This is a genomic window from Chitinophaga dinghuensis (genome assembly GCF_003259435.1).
Taxonomy (GTDB): Bacteria; Bacteroidota; Bacteroidia; order Chitinophagales; family Chitinophagaceae; genus Chitinophaga; species Chitinophaga dinghuensis.
This window is the reverse complement of sequence record NZ_QLMA01000002.1, coordinates 663,184-679,435: the sequence shown is the minus strand read 5'-3', so window position 1 is coordinate 679,435 and position 16,252 is coordinate 663,184. Positions and strand designations below refer to the sequence as shown.

Genomic DNA, 16,252 nt, shown 5'->3' with positions numbered 1-16,252 from the left:
CAAGCCGGGATTATTACTTAATTAATCCTTTGGATTGATAAAATGAAAAACCCTTATCCAGCAACAGCCGGATATCCTTCATTACAGCTTCATCTCCGGATTTAATGTGAAAGCAGGATTTACCTTTCAGCATTTTTCGCAGTCCTTCCGGCACTTCCGTGAATTCAGCAGGATGGCTATAGATTGGGAAGAAATATAGTCCGACATATTTCTCAAAAGCGGCAACACCTGCAAAGTATAGTTCCGGATATGTTCTTCCGAAGAGTTCAACGCTGTGCGGGTAATACATATCGTATCGGTTATTGCTTCCCTCAGCTCTTGGAGTCAGCGGGGGTACATAGTTATCCAACAGCATATGAATAGTGCTGTAGATGTCAGGTATGGAAGCAGTCATAAATTAATGATCAACTACTTTTTACAATAATGGCTTTTCCGAAAGTATGATCTACTTCAACCTGCACCAAAGTTCCATTGTCATACTTGTAAATATTTTTCTTTCCTTCCGGCAACTGGAGTTCGTATTCTCCGCCTCCGAGCGCCTTCAGGGGGAGGAATTTTCCTAGTGTTTCAGAGAACGTGCGGGTTACATGTTTAGGTTCGCTGAAATACAGGTCGCCAACACAATGTTGGATTTCTGTATTTCCCAAAACGCTTCTTTCCCCATTCATTACGATTGTATATGTATTGCCCTCTTTATGTGTTGTTGTCATTTTGTCCTCTCCATTTTTCCCTGTAATCCTGGAGGATTTCGCATGGGTAAGGACGTTATGCGAATATTCAGTGGTGATCACACTATTCACTTTTGACAACATCACCTGAATATGCGTCTGAATACTGATCATTTTCTCATGGCCATTTACCTTCTGCCGGGCTTCAATGGTTCCTACGGCACGGTTGGCGACTCTTACTTCATAGGTATTCGTCTGAGCCATGGCAGGCGAAGACACTACAGCTAATATGCAAAGCAATACACGAAAAAGGCTGTTCATAAAAATGTACTTGAAACTTAATAATGTGTGAAGATGTAGCTGTAATAATCTTCATATTGTTAAAGTACAAAAAAATCTCCGGTTTTAATGGCATAAAAAAGGGGAAAGTTCGCTATACGCTTACTTTCCCCTTAAATCATATTAAAGTGTTATTACCTTATGCGAGCATTTCTCTGATTTTGGTAACCAGTTCTCCTTTCGTAATAGGTACACCCATAATTTTGTTATATCCTTGTGCATCAATAAGATATTGATCGCGGATGATCTTGATCAGTTGACCATTATTGATTTCCGGAATTAATACTTTATCGTAGCTATTAAGAATTTCGGCCAGATTTTTCGGGAACGGACGGAGATGACGGAGGTGTGCATGTGCCACTTCGTGACCTTCTGCCAGCAGTTCCAGTACAGCACTTTTAATGGCGCCGAAGGTAGAACCCCATCCCAGCACCAGTACTTTACCTTTTTCAGGGCCAATTTCAATTTTCTGCAATGGAATATGATCGGCGATTTTATCCACTTTTTCCTGGCGGATTTTCACCATAACCTGGTGGTTTTCCGGATCATAGCTCACATTACCGGTGATATTTTGTTTTTCCAGACCGCCGATACGATGTTCCAGTCCTGCGGTACCAGGAACGGCCCAAGGGCGTACCAGGTTTTCATCGCGTTGGTAAGGCATGAATTGCTCTTCTCCTTCAGCGAGGCCTGTTTTGAATTTCACGGTAATATCCTGCAGGTCGGCGGCTTTAGGGAAGCGCCAAGGTTCTGCGCCATTAGCGATATAACCATCGCTTAGGAAGATAACCGGCGTCATGTGCTGCACGGAGATACGGAAAGCTTCGAAAATTGCGTCGAAGCAATCTGCTGGCGTGGAAGCAGAGATGACAGGCATCGGGCATTCTCCGTTACGGCCATAGTAAGCCTGGAGGAGATCCGATTGTTCTGTTTTGGTAGGCAATCCGGTAGAAGGGCCACCACGTTGAATATCCACAATCAGCAACGGGATTTCCAACATTACAGCCAGGCCCATTGCTTCCCCTTTCAGGGCTACACCCGGACCGGAAGTAGTGGTTATACCCATATGACCGCCATAGGAAGCGCCAATAGCAGAAGTGATACCTGCGATTTCGTCTTCCGCCTGGAAGGTACGTATGCCGAAGTTTTTGAGTTTACTCAGTTCATGGAGGATATCTGAAGCCGGCGTGATAGGATAAGTACCCAGGAAGAGTGGCAGACCGGATTTCTGGGAAGCCGCTACCAGGCCGTAAGCGAGGGCGGTGTTACCAGTAATGCTGCGGTAGGTACCTGGTTCCATGCGGGCTTTTTCCACGCGGTATCTGGTACTGAAAGCTTCTACTGTTTCGGCAAAGTGGTAACCAGCGTGCAGTACTTTCAGGTTGGAATCGAGGATATCCTGTTTTTTACCGAATTTATCACGGAGGAAGTTCTCTGTGCTATCCATGTTACGGTCGTATAACCAGTAAAGGAAACCGAGAACGAACATATTTTTGGCGCGATCTTTCTCTTTCATGCCCAGGGTCGTGTCTTTCAATGCCTCGCGGGTCATTTTGGTCACGTCCATGGTATGTAACTGATAAGCGGCCAGGGAGCCGTCTTCCAGGGGATTGATTCCATCCGGATAGTTGGCCAGGCGGAGGTTTTTAGAGTCGAAACCATCCGTATTGGCGATGATGATACCACCTTTTTTCAGTCCTTTCAGGTTAGCCTTCAGGGCGGCAGCGTTCATGGCTACGAGTACATCGCAGGCATCGCCGGGAGTGAATATACGATTAGAGGAGAAATGGAGCTGGAAACCACTCACACCTGCCAGGGTCCCTTGCGGGGCGCGGATTTCAGCGGGAAAATCCGGGAAGGTGCTCAGGTCATTACCAATCAGGGCAGTGTTATTGGAAAACTGACTACCTGTAAGCTGCATACCGTCACCACTGTCGCCTGCAAATTTTATCACTACATCCTCCAGCTGTTGAATCGAAGTATTAGGCATCTATAGTTCTTTTTAGGTATTCTGTATTAGGGTGTAAATTTAGGCAATCGGGAAATAGTAATCCCTATCTAAAATGAATTTACCTGACCCTGCCTACAAAAGTACACAAAGTTAGTAGACTATAACCGCCGAAAACCGTGATTATCATTACTTCTTGTTATGGGTTATAACCAGAAGTTATTCCCTTTCGAAATGCTAATATTTTTACAAAAAATATATGTATAAAGAGTAGGTATCAGGAGTAATTAGTAAATTGGCATTTAAATTTAAACTATATTTTATGGCATTATTTCAATCGAACAACCCTGTACTGAAGGAAAGCATGTTTGGCCAGGCGGCTCAGCAGGGAGAGGCCATGACCATCCGTGGTACTGTTAACAAGATGTCATTTTTACTGGTGTTGTTGATGGCAGCAGCAGCCTTCTCATGGGGCCAGTTTATGCGTAATACAGGGAATGCGTTCCCATTGATGATTGGAGGAGCGATAGGCGGCTTCATACTTGCTCTGGTAATTATTGCAAAGAAAGAATGGGCAGGATATCTTTCTCCGGCATATGCACTGGCAGAAGGTTTATTCCTGGGCGCTATTTCAGCGGTATATAATGCACAGACCGGCGGTATTGTATTACAGGCGGTTGGTCTGACATTCGGTACTTTCATCGCAATGCTGATACTGTATCGTACAGGTATTATCCGTGCTACGGAACGTTTCAAAACAATTATTTTCACAGCTACTGCAGGTATTGCAGTATTTTATCTGATAGCGTTTGTACTGCGTTTATTCCATATACAAATGCCTTTGATTTATGACAGTGGCATGGTAGGTATTGGATTTTCCCTGGTAGTAGTAGCTATTGCGGCGTTGAATCTGATTCTTGATTTTGACATGATTGAGCAAGGTGCAGCTCAGGGCGCTCCTAAATACTTTGAGTGGTATGGCGCTTTTGGTCTGATGGTTACTTTGGTATGGTTATACCTGGAAATCCTTCGCTTGTTGAGCAAATTAAACAGACGCTAGTAGTCGGTATAAAGTTATTTACAGTAAATACAGAGGTCCCACCGTTCGTAGCGGTGGGATTTTTATTTTGTTAAGATCTTTCAAAAGAATTGTTAAATGGGATGCATCTGGATTTTATGGCACCGTAATTGCAAAATTGATAATTAGTTAAGCATTAAAGTACAATTATAGCCAAAGAGCAATAGTTGGTTTTCATAGGGGTTAATCAAAAGCCGGCCGTATCTCTATACGGCCGGCTTCTTTTTTTGTGAATGAGTAGTTATCCTCACTGTTACTTTTTTCATTTGAATAGGGGTATATGATGAACATCGCGTCTTATAAATAAAAACGCATGTTATTATTATTCACCAGTAAGATGGCGAGCATTAAACGCACGGTCTTCATAACCTATGTTTCTCTGGGAATTGGTTGGGTGTTGCTAATGATGGTAATATTCAGCTATATTCTCTAGTGGCGAAGCCGGCCAGGCTGTAACGGCCGGTGGAGCTGCCAGAGATAACTTATATCCTGCACTGTTATGCGCTTGTAGCAAAAAAGGGTCCGTTTGCAGACGGACCCTTTTCATTTATGTTTAGGCTGGAGCTGTTATTAAGCGCCGCCCAGTTTGCATTTCTGCAGTACTTCCCATGATTTGCCGTTGTGACGGAGGAAGTACAGGTTATTTACCTTAAAGCTAGCCTGGTATTCTTTGTTTTCGTATTCAGGCCATGCTTTATTGAACTGATCATCATCGAGGTCTTTGAAGGCCACGGTAACGTGAGGAGTGAATCCTGTACGGGCGAGCATAGTACTGAAGCCAAATTCCTTGCGGAGGAAGTTGATCAGTTGACGGTGCATAGCCGACATGGTTTCGCTTTTTTCCACGTTGATGAAGAGTACGCGGTTTTGTTTGTTCGGGAAGGTACCGAAACCGTTGAGGGACACTTCAAAAGGCGCTTGTGTTTTAGCGAACTCGGTGAGTTCATCACAGAATGCTTTTTCCAGTGCAGGATCAGCGGTGAAAGGTACTTGCAGGGTAATGTGAGGCAACACTTTCAATGCGTACATTGGGCCGTATTGTTCAGCAAATTCCTGTTTAATTTTTATGATTTCTTTACCTACTTCTGCTGTTGGCAGCAGGGCGATAAAGTAAATTTTGTTATCTGGTTTTGGCTCAAATTTTCTGCGCTGCATGCCAGGGCGTCCGCCACCACGGCTGTAGTTTCCACCACCGCCGCCGCGATCGTAACCACCGCCGCCGCCGCCACGGTTGTAACCACCGCCGCCACCGCCGCGATTGTAACCACCGCCGCCACCGCCGCGATCGTAGCCGCCACCACCGCCACCGCGGTTGTAACCACCACCACCGCCGCCGCGATCGTAACCACCGCCGCCACCGCCGCGATCGTAGCCGCCACCACCGCCACCGCGGTTGTAACCACCACCACTGCCGCCACGATCGTAGCCGCCACCACCGCCACCGCGGTTGTAACCACCACCACCGCTGCCGCCGCGATCGTATCCACCGCCGCTGCCGCCACGGTTGTAACCGCCGCCGCCTTCGCCACGATCGTAGCCACCACCGCCACCGCGGTTGTAACCACCACCACTGCCTTCACGGTTGTAGCCTCCGTCGCCGCGATCACGATTGTAGCCGCCGCCGCCGTTACCACGGTCATAGCCGCCACCACCACCTTCACGGTTGTAGTTGTTGTTGCGATCGTAACCGCCGTTACCACGGTCATAGCCACCGCCACCATCGCGATAGCTGTCACGATTGTAATCGCGCTGGCGATATCCGCCATCACGGTCTCCATTGTAGCTAGGACGGCCTTCGCGGTCCCCGCTGTTGTAGTCGGGTTTTCCACCTTCCCGCTCACTGTTTAAGTTGGGTTTGAATTCGCCCCTCTCCTTATTGGGATCATTCTCTTTGTTGGTATCAGAAGAGTAGGGCCTGCGGGGGCGTTCGTTTCTCTCAAAATTCATCTTACTTAATTAAGCGTTTGAAGCAATATTTGCTATGATTTCATAAAAATGAAACACATCCTGATAAGAGTTATACATTGGAGCCGGCGAAACCCTGATGACTCCGGGTTCTCTCCAGTCAACGATGATACCGGCATCTGTCATTCGCTGATGTATCTCTTTACCTTTATCCTTGAACAACAAAGATAACTGTGCGCCACGTTCATTACAATTATTAGGTGTAATTATTTCGAAATTTATGCCTTTAATCTGGCTCAAAAGGAATTCCAAATAGTTGGTCATTCCTATACTTTTTTCTCTTAATGCCTTTATACCGGCTGATTCAAATAATTCCAGGGATGCCTTTAAACTAACCATGTTAAACACCTGGGCAGTACTATGCTGCCATCCTTCTGCTGTATCCTTCGGCACAAATCCCTTTTCCATTTTAAAACGTACGCTCTCTTCGTTGCCCCACCAGCCACCTAAGCGGAGGAATCCGCGGTTGCCGGCATATCTTTCGTGCACAAATGCGCCGCCTACAGCGCCGGGACCACCATTCAAGTACTTATAGGAGCACCATACGGCGAAGTCCACATTCCAATCGTGCAATGATACCGGTATATTTCCTGCTACGTGCGCCAGGTCAAAACCTGCATATGCTCCTGCCTTATGTGCGGCAGCCGTAATTGCCGGAAGGTCAAAAAACTGACCGGTATAATAATTTATTCCACCAAATAAAACTAATGCTAAACTATCACTTTCCCTGTTAATAATATCTAAAATATCTTCAGTTCTGATTAATTGTTCGCCAGGTCGGGGTGAAACCTCTATAATCGCGTCTTTTGGTTCAAATCCATGAAATTTAACCTGCGTTTCAACTGCGTATTGGTCACTGGGAAAAGCTCCTGATTCCATTAACACTTTAAACCGCTGTTTGGTTGGCCTGTAAAAACTTAACATCATAAAATGTAAGTTCACAGTCAGTGTATTCATTACCGTTAGTTCCTGCTGACTAGCCCCCATTATACTGGTAAGAGGTTTGCTGCAATATTGCTGATAGTATAACCAAGGATTTTTTGCCCCCCAGTAACCTTCAACTGCACATTGCTGCCAGTCTGCAAGCTCCTGATCTATAGCCGCTTTAACATTTTTAGGCTGTAAACCCAATGAATTTCCACATAAATATATTGAATCCTTTCCGTTACGCTGAGGAAAATAAAACTGCTCTCTGAATCTACTTAACGGATCCTTCTGGTCCTGCTCTTTAGCAAACGCTAACGATGCTACGTACTCCATGGTCTTCCAATCTTTACCTAATTGCTAATGCTTTTAATGGCTGCTTATCTCTCTTACCCGTTAAAATGTCCGCTATTCTAACACTTATTTATATATATCTCTGTAAACAGGCAAACAGTCATAACTGTTTAAATCAGAACGTTTTCATTGGTAATCACTATATTACGTGGTTACGTGGCTAGGATTTTACAAGGTTAGTAACGTGAAAAACAATCTGAAGCACCAAAAGTAATAAAGGCTGCCCAATTGCCCACAATTCCAAATGTTAAAATTTGTTAATGAAAGTAAAATTACTCTCTTCTACCCAAATATAACGAAAAAACCGTCCCGAAGAATCAGGACGGCGTCTGTTAACCTACAACTGTTACACTGTATAGAAAAATTTATACTTTCTTTAATTCATAGCCACTTTATCGAGGGTCTCCTTCGGCGCCTGCACTATCTCTTCCGGTTTTTTGAAGAAATGGTAAGGTTTGGGAGATACGTAGTCCGGCTGATGCAATGTTCTCACTACATCCCGCTTCATAAATATCTTCAACACCAGTACCAGGAACGGCACATACTTCAATCCACGCGGTAACTTATACCAATCCAACACATCAATGCAACGCTTGTTCATTGCATACATGGTTGGCACCAAAACCAGTGTCAGGAACGTCGCAAAAATCAGCCCGAAAACCATCGTCCAGGCCAACGGACCCCAGAATGCTACGTTGTCGCCACCAAAATAAATGTTCGGTCTGAAGTGAGTGAATAACCCTTCAAAGTCAATATTGAAGCCTACTGCCAGCGGAATCAATCCCAATATGGCGGCAATAGCTGTTAGGAGTACCGGCGTCATACGGGTTCTGCCCGCTTCTACTACTGCATCATTTACTTTGGCATCCTGCTGTATCAGCAAATCCGTAAATTCCACCAGTACGATACCATTCCTCACCACAATACCTGCCAAAGCCATAATACCTACTCCGTTCATGACAATGGAGATATCCATACCAAAGATGGAGAACCCAAGGAATACCCCTATGATACTGAACAAAACTTCTAACATGATAATCGCAGGACGTCCGATGGAGTTGAACTGCGTTACCATAATCATCAGCATCAGTCCAATTGCACCCAGCATCGCCATTAACAGGAAGTTCATTGTTTCCATCTGGTCTTCCTGCTCTCCGGTCATTTTGATCGTTACATTATTGGAGCGAGGGAAGTCCTTCAATGAACCTTCTATCTGCTGCACTACTTCATTGGCATTATAGCCTGTGAGCACATTAGAATACAGAGAGATCACACGCTTCTGATCGATGCGTTTAATACCTGCATAGGTGTTCGTGTACTTCACGTCTGCGACAGCCGACAATGGTACTTGTCTTACCGCTCCTCCCATATTCATGTCCCTGTACACAAGGTTCAGGTTCATCAGATTGTTGATATTATTACGCTGATCTTCGCGCAGTCGCACCATAATCTTGTACTCATCTTTGGCATCTCTTATTTTAGATGCTTCGGTACCGAACAAGGCGGTGCGTAAGGCTCCGCCAATCATGGCGGTGGAGATTCCTTGTGCATTCGCGCGCTGGCGATCTATCGAAACAACTACTTCTGGTTTGTTGTCTTCAAAATCACTCTTCAGTTCTTCTACGCCATCAATATGTAATGAATCTAGATAACGTTTAAGCCTGAACGAAGTAACGGTCAGATCATTAAAATCATCACCACTGATCTCGATATTAATCGGTTTACCGGTGGGAGGTCCGCCTTTCTCCTGCTCTACCGTGATGTTAGCGCCAGGGATTCCTTTTACCGCATCGCGGATTTTGTCGAGATATTGCACTGTAGATTGTCCTTTTCTCGCTCCAAATTCCACAAAGGCAACGGTCACTTTACCTTTCTGCGGCTCCGTACTCTGGGTCATTTCCTGAGGATCTCCGGCTCCTTTCGCCACGTTCGAAATAATAGACTCTACAATCGGATTATTGGCGCCTACTACTTTTGTGATACGTTGTTCTACGAGACGGGTGATGGAATCTGTATATTTCTGATCCGTACCGTTAGGTAACTGGATATAAGTATAAACAAAGTTCGGATCTGCTGAAGGGAAGAATACCACTTTAGGGTTTCGCATAGCCGTAATCATTATGCTCATGATTAACAGCCCGAAAGTAGCCACCAGCGTCCAAACGGGTCTCCAACCCACCAGGCACCACTGCAATATTCTCTTGTAAGTATCTTGTACTTTCGGCCAGAAGTTATGTTGAAAACGACGGGCCACGCCTGCCAGCCAGAAGCGCTCCAGCACGATTACTAAATAAACGAAGATCACGAAGTTTCCTACGCCCGGACTACCATTGACATATCCCAAAAGGGCTACCAGTGCAAATACAACGGAGAGAATAGTAAACTTCCTGTTGAATTTCGGTTTAGGATGATTTTCGCCTTCATGTCTGTCCATGAAATCCACTGCGAATACAGGGTTAATGATATAGGCAACAATCAGGGAAGCTCCCAATGTGGTAATCAGTGTTACCGGCAGGAAGAACATGAATTTACCAATCACGCCAGGCCAGAACAACAATGGGAAGAAAGGCGCTAATACGGTGAGGGTTCCTGAGAAAACTGGCAGAAACACCTCTCCTGCGGCCACTTTCGCCGCTTTTACAATACCAAGATCTTTACGTTCATTGAAGATACGATGTACGTTTTCAATCACCACAATCGCATCATCCACTACAATTCCCAATGCCAGCAGGAAGGAGAACAACACCATCATATTGAGTGTGAACCCATATACCGGCAGTAAAAGGAAGGCTATGAACATGGAGATCGGTACAGATAAGGCCACGAATATGGCATTTACCGCTCCCATAAAGAACATGAGGATTAATGTTACCAACAGGAACCCGATGATAATGGTGTTAATCAGGTCGTGCAGCGTTACGCGTGTGGCTTTGGACTGGTCTGCGGTAATGGTTACACTCAGATTTTTAGGGAAATGGTTCTTCACCATATCTTGCTCAATGGCTCTGATTTTATCAGAAGCATCGATGAGGTTTTTACCGCTTTGTTTGATGACGTTGAGCGTGATTACGTTCTTGCCATTCAGTCGCGCATAACTTTCCTGTTCGAGGAATCCATCTTTTACCTCAGCGATATCGCGGAGATATACGGTGGCGCCTGATTGTCCTCTGACGATGATATTTCCTATCTGTGAAGGATCTTTGTATTCTCCTTTAACACTGAGTGTACGTTTTTGCCCATCCATGGAAACAAGTCCCCCGGAAATGGTAACGTTTTCTCCCTGTATAGCGCCGATGATATCACCGAAGCCGATCTTTGCCGCATCCATTTTATATTTATCGACATTGATCTGGATTTCTCTTTCCAGTGCGCCGACGATATCCACGCGGGTAATTTCCGGAAGCGCTTCGATCCTGTCTTTCATATCATCTGCATACTGTTTCAGTCTTTGCAGATCGAAGTCGCCAGACAGGTTGACGTTCATGATAGGAATCTGGGACACGTCTACCTTAGTGATAGAAGGGTCCTGGGTAAGGTTTTGCGGGAGATCTCTCTTCGCATCATCTACTTTTTCCCTTACTTGCTGACGAGCGGATTCAATGTCAACATTAGTATTGAATTCAATATTGATAATAGAGTAATCCTGCATGGAGGTACTCTTTATCTTTTTCACGCCAGCGATACCATTGAGTTGTTTCTCAATGGGTTTGGTGATGAGCGTTTCCACATCCTCCGGGGAAGTACCCATGTTTACCGTACTGATGATAAACTGCGGGAATATTACTTCCGGGAATTGTTCCTTTGGACGGGCGTTGTATGCGAGTATACCAGCGATGGTCAGGAATAAGGTAGCCAGATAGATGCTCACCTTATTGTCTATGGCCCAACTGGTAGGCTTAAACTCTTTGTTAAGATTATCTTTCATAAGCTTGCATTAATCAGTTGGCCTAGGATTTAATAAGGTCGTTGTCGTTCAGGCCCTGGAATCCGATGGTAACTATTTTGTCGCCTTTCTGGAGACCGGATTTTACTTCTGCCTTATCGTTATAAGTACGTCCGAGCTGGATATCACGGCGCATGGCTACTATTTTGCCATTTTGCTCCTGGGCTACCATTACGTATGGTTTTCCGGCAGCATACTGGATAATACCAACTGGAATCACGATGGCGCCAGGAGCGCTATAGTCGATAATTTTCAGTTGAGCGATCATATTCGGGCGCAAAGTAGCATCTGGTTTCAGTGGCACTTCCACGTTGATAGTGCGGCTAAGCGGATCGATGGTGCGACTAGCAAAGCCAATAATGGTGCGTATTTCCTTACTGATATCCGGGAAGTTCAGGACTACGGCGCCTCCTGTTTTCACGAGTCCTGCATAGGCTTCTGCTACGCTGGCAGTCACTTTCAGATTAGAGGCGTTTACTACGCGGAATGCGGGCATACCAGGAGCGGCATTGTCGCCCAGCTTGGCAATAACTGCATCCACTGTACCAGTAATAGGAGAAATTATTTTGGTTTGCGCGAGCTGGTCCTGCATGGTAGCCAGTCGGCGCTCCAGGGATTCCTTATTACTTTTTGCGTTGAGGTATTGTACTTCGGAGCCGATTTTTTGGTTCCAGAGGTTTTGTTGTTTGAGGAAGAGCGTATTGGCGAGATCCAATTGGGTATGGAGTTCCGCGATGGTAGCGCGTAAAACCTGATCATCTACCTGGGCCAGCATCTGACCTTTGGTAACTGCCTGACCTTCTTTCACTGCGATATTGGTGATTACGCCGGGTACGCGGGCGGAAACGTTCACGTTTTCGCGGGCATCCACAGCGCCTTGCACATCGATATAGTGTTCAAATAAAGTAGCTTCAACAGGAGTAATCACCACATCCTTAATACGGGCGCTATCGTTGGTTCCCAGCTCTTGTTCCAGGGCTGCAATCTTTTTATTGATGTCTTCAACGTATTTGGCTTTATCTGTTTTCAACTGTTGCAATTGCTTCTCCTTTTCAGCCTTGGAATTTTTTTGTCCGCCGCATGAAGCCATGATAACAGCAGTAACTGGCAGCAGGAAAAAATACTTAGTATTCATATAGAAAGAGATGAAGTGATTTAAAGTTTACCATATGCTTTCAGCAGATCTATTTTTGCCACGACAGCATTATAGAGCGCTGTGAAATAATTGTTCTGCGCTGTTAGCAGATCGCTTTCAGCGGTGCTCATTTCCAGGCTGGAGCCTACCCCTTCGCGGTATTTGACGCGGGTGGTGCGATATACATCTTCTGCAAGCGCCATATTTTTTTCTTGTGATTGCAGTGTCAGTACGTTATTGCGGAAAGTAGAAGAAGATTGTTCTCTTTCCAGGTCTATAGCTAGTTTCACATTTTCGATCTGCACATCAGATTTTTTCACGGCCAGTTCTGCCTGGTCTACCTGGCGGCGGCGTTGTAAACCAGTGAAGAGTGGGACGCTAAGATTCAAGCCTGTATTGAGATAGCCATACCACATATGACTTGCGAAGTAGTCAAATTTATCGCTTCCTCTGAGGGCGCCTGTAGCTGCAAATAATTGGAGGGAAGGCAGTCCTTTTAGTTTGTATCTCTTTAAATCATATTCATTTGCTTTCTTCTGTGTTTCCAGGAGTTGATATTCGATACGTTGGGAGTAGTCGAATTTATCAACATCCAGGACATCAGCTACGATCTGGTTGGTGCTGAGGGAATCTGTCAGCACAATTTGTTGCTGCAGGGGCATCCCCATCTGATATTTTAATGCGGCGGTACCGAGTTCTATCAGGTTATTCAGTTTGGTTTGTTCTGTTTGCAGATTGGTGTATTGTACTGTCAGACGGTCTACATCCAGTTTTTCCACGAGGCCATTTTTGTAGATCTCCTTGGTTTCTTTGAGGAGATTATCCATGGTGGTGAGTGTACCGCTGAGGATATTCAGTGCTTTCCGTGCGGAGAGTACGTTATAATATGCTTTGTACACGCTGGTTTTCACATCTATTTCAGATTTGGTGATATTTTTATTCACCAGTTCTTCCAGTGTTTTACGTGCCTGAAGTGCTACGAGTACGCTGGGATCGAAGAGTGTCTGATTTAATCTGATTTCGCCCATCAGGTTATGTGGCAACTGGAAGGAGGCCACGGTGAAGGAATCCACGGGAAGACCGAAGTTCTTCAGGTTGAATTGTTGTTTCTGGGTGATGGGATTATATTGATATTGACCGTTACCATTGATGGATGGTAGCGCCATGCCGCTGATTTCCTTGTTTTTAGCGAGTTGAATCAGCTGGTCCAGTTTGGCAGTTTTCACTGTAGCTTGGTTGGCCAGCGCGTAGTCCACTGCGTCTTTAGCGGAGAGGCGGATAGGTTCCGGGCTCACCTGCTGTTGGGCTTTGGCGGTTCCGATTGATAGCAGCCACACCAACAAACCAATGCCGGTGAGCCTGTTGAAGAATAGCATAGTTTATATGTTTTGCGATAGTTGTTTGTACTTTTCAATGAGTTTATACCCCTTTGACGAAGCCACACCATATAAAAAATTCTCCAGCAGTACCTTTTGTACTTTGTCCATATCATGTTCTCCGGGGAAGTTTTCCGGCTGGAAACTAGCCGTACAGCCTTGTATGCGATAATTTACGAGTATACTGATATTAAGATCCGGACGATACAGCCCATCGTGGATGCCTCTTTCCAGGTTTTCCTTGATCATGGCGGCGAGGTCCTGCTGTTGATAGTCCAGGAATGCCTGAAAGGCTTTCGCGTGGTATTTCTGGAGGTCCAGCATTATTACGGGATTAATATTCCGGAGTCTTTTATCAATCATTTCCATCACGAGGAACATCTCATCGATAGCATCTTTGGATCGTTGTTTATTGGCCAGGCATTCCTGGTGGATGTTGTGGATAAACCCGGAAACGGACTGGAATACCAGATCGTCTTTATCGGTGAAGTGGGCGTAGAGTGTTTTTTTCGAGAGGCCCATTTTCAGCGCGATATCATCCATTGTAATGGAGCGGGTTCCGAACTGCCGGAACAGGCTAAAAGCCTTATCCAATATACGTTCCTGTACTTCCATAGAATAATTTGGTGCTAACGATTTTCAATTCACAACAAAACTATGGAAACTTTTTAAACTTCAAAAGTTTCCAGTAATATTTTTTTACATGTCACAACATACATTCATGAGGGGGTAAAAAGCGGGGGGCATTCCGCATTATTGAGTAATTTGCAGCATCAATTATTGACCATGTCGCCAAAGCTTAAATTAAAAGTATTTGCGTCGCGTTTATTGCGATATTTTTTTCAGGGACTGCTTATTCTGGCGCCGATCAGTATTACGGCATTGACCTTATACTGGGCTTTTGTTACGATAGATAATCTGATTCCCAGGGAGTTGATTCCAGATGGAGCTGCCTTTAGTTTTTTGCACTTTAAAGGAGTGGGATTTATATTGGTATTCCTACTGATAATAGTGGTGGGGTATTTGAGTTCCTCCTTTATTTTGGGGCGGATATTCGCCTTATTTGACAAGTTACTGGAGCGTACGCCGTTTATTAAATACATCTATTCTTCTATTAAGGATGTATTTGATGCATTTGTGGGAGAGAAGAAGAAATTTGATCATCCGGTATTGGTGCAGATTTATGGAGTAGATGTATGGGAGATGGGATTTATCACCCAGGGAGATGTCAGCAACTTTGGACTGGAAGGGTACATGGCGGTATATGTGCCGCATGCTTATGCCATTACGGGCAAGGTGTTTATGGTTCCTAACACCAAGGTAAAACAGTTGACGAATATTTCTGCTGGCGATGCCATGAAGTTTGCTGTGAGCGGGGGTGTTACCAATATTGGGTAAAGATGTTGAAAATGTGGTTCGGGGATTTATTTCTTCCGAACCACGTTTTTCGTGTTGCAGAATGAACTAATTTGGTCGTCTCAAAACCAGATTGTTATGTTAACCCGGAAGTCTATACGAATTTCCCTCCCCTTTTTATGCTCATTTTTATTGACTGCTGTCAGTCTGCATGGCTGGGGCTTTTTCGCGCATCAGCGGATAAACCGGCTGGCGGTATTTTGTTTACCGCCGGAGATGATGGTATTGTATAAACCTTACCTGGAATATCTGACGGAGCATGCCACAGATCCGGATAAGCGCCGGTATGCGGTAGCGGCGGAAGCTCCCCGGCATTATATTGATATAGATGTTTATGACAGCATGCCATTCCGGAATATACCCAGAAGCTGGGATTCGGCGGTGGCAAGGTATTCAGCGGATTCACTGCAGCGTAACGGCATTCTTCCCTGGCATCTGGAAAAGATGATGGCCGTGCTGACCAAGGCTTTCCGGGAAAAGGATCAATATCAGATACTACGATTATCGGCGGATCTGGGGCATTATATTGCGGATGCTCATGTACCATTGCATGCCTGTTCCAATCATAACGGGCAGTATTCCGGGCAGCAGGGCATTCATGGATTATGGGAATCCCGGATACCGGAATTGCTGGCAGACAAATCGTTTGACTACTGGGTGGGGAAGGCCGTCTATATTCCTGCGTTGCAGCCATATTTCTGGAAAGTGGTAACAGCCAGTGGAATGGCAGCAGATACAGTATTGAAAGCAGAGCGGCAAGTGACTGCCAGGATGCCCGCATCAGCAAAATATAGTTTTGAGCTTCGTAATGGTAAGCTCGTTAAAAACTATTCTTCTGCTTTTACCATAGCTTATGACCGGTCCATGCATGGAATGGTGGAAAGACGCATGCAGCTGGCCATTCAGGGAGTAGCCAGTTGTTGGTATACTGCCTGGGTTAATGCCGGACAGCCGTCGCTAAAGGAATTATCGCATACAGGTTTCAGTGCGACAGCTTTGCTGGATTTCGTAAATTTACAGCGTCAATGGCTGCACGGACAGATGCTTGGAAGATCAGAAGAATAGCAGAGAAAATAATATATTAAGGCTTACTAAAAATTTTGAAA

At 45.2% G+C, this 16,252-nt stretch carries 12 protein-coding genes; 3 read left to right on the top strand and 9 right to left on the bottom strand.

The features are described 5' to 3' along the window. Window positions 1–13 precede the first annotated feature (13 nt). From CLV59_RS08160 to CLV59_RS08150, 3 genes are all read right to left on the bottom strand, one after another. The gene (locus CLV59_RS08160; protein ID WP_111591514.1) at window positions 14–394 is read right to left on the bottom strand and encodes a DUF1801 domain-containing protein; all 381 of its coding nucleotides are present in this window, start codon (window positions 392–394) and stop codon (window positions 14–16) included. A gap of 10 nt (window positions 395–404) precedes the next feature. Continuing rightward, window positions 405–989, bottom strand: coding sequence for a DUF6134 family protein (locus tag CLV59_RS08155; protein WP_146616148.1), 585 nt, complete (start codon window positions 987–989; stop codon window positions 405–407). A 157-nt stretch (window positions 990–1,146) separates the two neighbouring features. Then, window positions 1,147–2,997 (bottom strand): 2-oxoacid:acceptor oxidoreductase subunit alpha, encoded by a 1,851-nt coding sequence (locus CLV59_RS08150; RefSeq protein ID WP_111591512.1) that lies wholly within the window; start codon window positions 2,995–2,997, stop codon window positions 1,147–1,149. A 280-nt stretch (window positions 2,998–3,277) separates the two neighbouring features. On the opposite strand from CLV59_RS08150, the gene CLV59_RS08145 reads away from it, so the two are divergent. Next, window positions 3,278–4,015, top strand: a complete 738-nt coding sequence (locus CLV59_RS08145; protein WP_111591511.1) for a Bax inhibitor-1/YccA family protein — start codon at window positions 3,278–3,280, stop codon at window positions 4,013–4,015. A 588-nt stretch (window positions 4,016–4,603) separates the two neighbouring features. On the opposite strand, the gene CLV59_RS29155 is transcribed toward CLV59_RS08145, so the two are convergent. The 6 genes from CLV59_RS29155 to CLV59_RS08110 form a co-directional block, all read right to left on the bottom strand. Then, window positions 4,604–5,980: a 2'-5' RNA ligase family protein gene (locus tag CLV59_RS29155; RefSeq protein ID WP_245950829.1), complete on the bottom strand. Its 1,377-nt coding sequence runs from the start codon at window positions 5,978–5,980 to the stop codon at window positions 4,604–4,606. Between the two features lie 9 nt (window positions 5,981–5,989). Beyond that, on the bottom strand, window positions 5,990–7,258 hold the full coding sequence (gene kynU / locus CLV59_RS08130; protein WP_111591510.1) for a kynureninase: 1,269 nt from the start codon (window positions 7,256–7,258) through the stop codon (window positions 5,990–5,992). Between the two features lie 394 nt (window positions 7,259–7,652). Then, on the bottom strand, window positions 7,653–11,201 hold the full coding sequence (locus CLV59_RS08125; protein WP_111591509.1) for an efflux RND transporter permease subunit: 3,549 nt from the start codon (window positions 11,199–11,201) through the stop codon (window positions 7,653–7,655). A 22-nt stretch (window positions 11,202–11,223) separates the two neighbouring features. After that, entirely contained in the window at window positions 11,224–12,354 is a 1,131-nt protein-coding gene (locus CLV59_RS08120) for an efflux RND transporter periplasmic adaptor subunit (protein WP_111591508.1), read from the bottom strand. A gap of 20 nt (window positions 12,355–12,374) precedes the next feature. Further along, entirely contained in the window at window positions 12,375–13,730 is a 1,356-nt protein-coding gene (locus tag CLV59_RS08115) for a TolC family protein (RefSeq protein ID WP_111591507.1), read from the bottom strand. Window positions 13,731–13,733: 3 nt separating this feature from the next. Beyond that, a complete protein-coding gene (locus tag CLV59_RS08110) occupies window positions 13,734–14,345 on the bottom strand; it encodes a TetR/AcrR family transcriptional regulator (RefSeq protein ID WP_111591506.1) in 612 nt (203 codons plus the stop codon). A 171-nt stretch (window positions 14,346–14,516) separates the two neighbouring features. On the opposite strand from CLV59_RS08110, the gene CLV59_RS08105 reads away from it, so the two are divergent. Together CLV59_RS08105 and CLV59_RS08100 are read left to right on the top strand one after the other, a co-directional pair. Further along, entirely contained in the window at window positions 14,517–15,128 is a 612-nt protein-coding gene (locus tag CLV59_RS08105; protein WP_111591505.1) for a DUF502 domain-containing protein, read from the top strand. A 96-nt stretch (window positions 15,129–15,224) separates the two neighbouring features. Beyond that, entirely contained in the window at window positions 15,225–16,211 is a 987-nt protein-coding gene (locus tag CLV59_RS08100; protein ID WP_111591504.1) for a zinc dependent phospholipase C family protein, read from the top strand. Window positions 16,212–16,252: the final 41 nt, after the last annotated feature.